General features: G+C 58.5%; 1 protein-coding gene and 1 pseudogene. Both read left to right on the forward strand.

Annotation, left to right across the window (positions count from 1 at the left end; translation table 11 throughout):
• Window positions 1-508 (forward strand): annotated as a pseudogene (locus HMPREF1051_RS12570) (IS5 family transposase); the annotation flags it as partial.
• 232 nt (window positions 509-740) lie between these two features.
• Window positions 741-2,171: an efflux transporter outer membrane subunit gene (locus HMPREF1051_RS12445; RefSeq protein WP_231286324.1), complete on the forward strand. Its 1,431-nt coding sequence runs from the start codon at window positions 741-743 to the stop codon at window positions 2,169-2,171.
• Window positions 2,172-2,224 lie beyond the last annotated feature (53 nt).

Genomic DNA, 2,224 nt, shown 5'->3' on the forward strand with positions numbered 1-2,224 from the left:
AGTCAGCGGCCAAACCACACCGAGCAAAGACAGCGATGCCCGCTGGACAAAGAAAAACGGCCTCTACAAACTCGGTTACAAACAACATACCCGTACCGATGAGGAAGGCTATATCGAGAAACTGCACATCACTCTGCCAATACCCATGAGTGCAACCATCTGTCCCCTTTGTTGGAAGGCATTGCCGAAGGACGACCGTCTATGCCGACAAAGGCTACGACAGTAAGGAAAACCGGCAACATCTGAAAGAGCATCAGTTGTTAGACGGCATTATGCGCAAAGCCCACCGCAACCATCCGCTGACGGAAGCGCAAACCAAACGCAACCGATATTTGTCGAAGACCCGTTATGTGGTCGAACAAAGCTTCGGTACGCTGCACCGTAAATTCCGCTACGCCCGGGCAGCCTATTTTGGTCTGCTCAAAGTGAGTGCGCAAAGCCATCTGAAGGCGATTGTTTGAACCTGTTGAAAGCAGCTAACAGGCTAAGTGTGCCTGTTTGCGCCTAAAAGGCGGTCCGGATGCCTTATTATCAGGTATCCGGGGAGGATTAAGGGGGTATTTGGGTAAAATTAGGAGTGATTGGGGGAGAAAACAGCCGAAAACCTGTTTTTGGGTTTCGGTTGTTGGAGGAAAAGAAATTTTGCAAAGGTCTCTGCCTTTTGCGTTGAAGTTTTCCAACCCCCGCCCGATACGTTTTTCGTTATAATCATCCCGATTCCTGTTTATATATATTTCAAAATGTTCAAACGCTTCCCTTTATTTTTCCTCTGTGCCGCACTGTTTTCGGGCTGCGCCACTCATCCCAAGCACACCCCCGCCGCCGTGGAAACCGCCGAAACGCTCGGTCTGCCCGCCAGCTCGCAGCCGCCGATTGCGCCGCAATGGTGGCGTGCGCTCAACGATGCCAAGCTCGACAGCCTGATTGACACCGCCCTCGCGCGTTCGCCCGATTTGGCGGCGGCACAGGCGCGCCTGCGGCAGGCGCAGGCGGGGGCGGATTTGGCGGATTCGCAGCGCGGCGTGAAGATTGGATTGGGGCTGAGCGGCGCACTGCTGCACCGCGACGGCGTAAACGAGCGCGAGAAGCCCGAACTCATCAGCGATTTGGAAAAGCGGCTGCTGGGCGACCACGGCACCAATATCACTTATGAATCGCTGCAACTGCAAGGGCAATGGTCGCCCGATGTGTTCGGCAAATACAAGCACCAGCTGGAAGCTGCGCTGGGGCAGCAACGCGCCGTGGAATACGAAATCGCGCAGACGCGGCTACTGCTGGCGCAGGGCGTGGCGACGTATTACCGCCAATGGCAGTTGCTGCTGGAAACGCGGCAGCGCGTGGCGCAGCGGGCGCAGTTGAACCGCGAGCGCGAGCAGGTGGTGCGCGAACTCATCCGCGCCGGACAGGTCGCGCCGAGCAGGCTCTATGCGGTACAGCAAGGCAACAGCCGTTTTCAGGCTGCCTTGTCGGATTTGGACGGCAACATTGCGCAAATCCGCCACGCGCTTGCCGCCTTGACCGGGCAACCGGCGCAGGCGTTGGACAACTTCGCGCCCAACCCCGCCGCAAACACCCCCGCGCCGCCCGTGTCGCAGCTCACCGCCGACTTGCTCGGCAAACGCCCCGATTTGGCGGCGCAGCGCGAGGCACTGACCGCCCGCCGCCATCTGGTTGCCAGCGCGAAAACCGAGTTTTATCCGAACATTACCATCAAGGCGCTGGCCGGCTTGTCCAATGTGGAAATCGGCAACCTGCCGCATTCGTCGTCGTTTCTCGCCGGACTGCTGCCGAGCGTGAGCCTGCCGATTTTTACTTCCGGCACGTTGCGGGCTAACCTGTCGCGCAAGGAAGCTGAGTTTGACGAGCAGGCGGCGCGTTACAACAAAAACGTTTACACCGCCCTGCGCGAGGCGGCCGACGCGCTGACGCAATACGAAACCGCTGCCGCAGCCGTGCGCGACCAAACCGAGATGACCGCGCTGGCCCGCAAAAACGCCGCCGCCGCGCAAAGCCGCTACCGCGCGGGGCTGGACAACAAGCTTGACTGGCTCGCCGCGCAGGACGAAACCCTGCAAGACGAAGCGCAACTGGCGCAGGCACAGGCGAAGCTATTTACCGCGTGGCTGGCGTTAAATACCGCCTTTGGCGGAGGTTTTGCGGCGGACAAATAAGGTGTAGAAATCCCTAGCGTTGTTTACAGTATTTCCAGGAGAATACTGAAACA

This window comes from Neisseria sicca VK64, assembly GCF_000260655.1.
GTDB classification, from domain to species: Bacteria; Pseudomonadota; Gammaproteobacteria; order Burkholderiales; family Neisseriaceae; genus Neisseria; species Neisseria sicca_B.

Excerpts from the sequence above, each read along its gene's own strand:
- HMPREF1051_RS12445 (WP_231286324.1), top strand. The coding sequence starts at position 741 with ATGTTCAAACGCTTCCCTTTATTTTTCCTCTGTGCCGCACTGTTTTCG.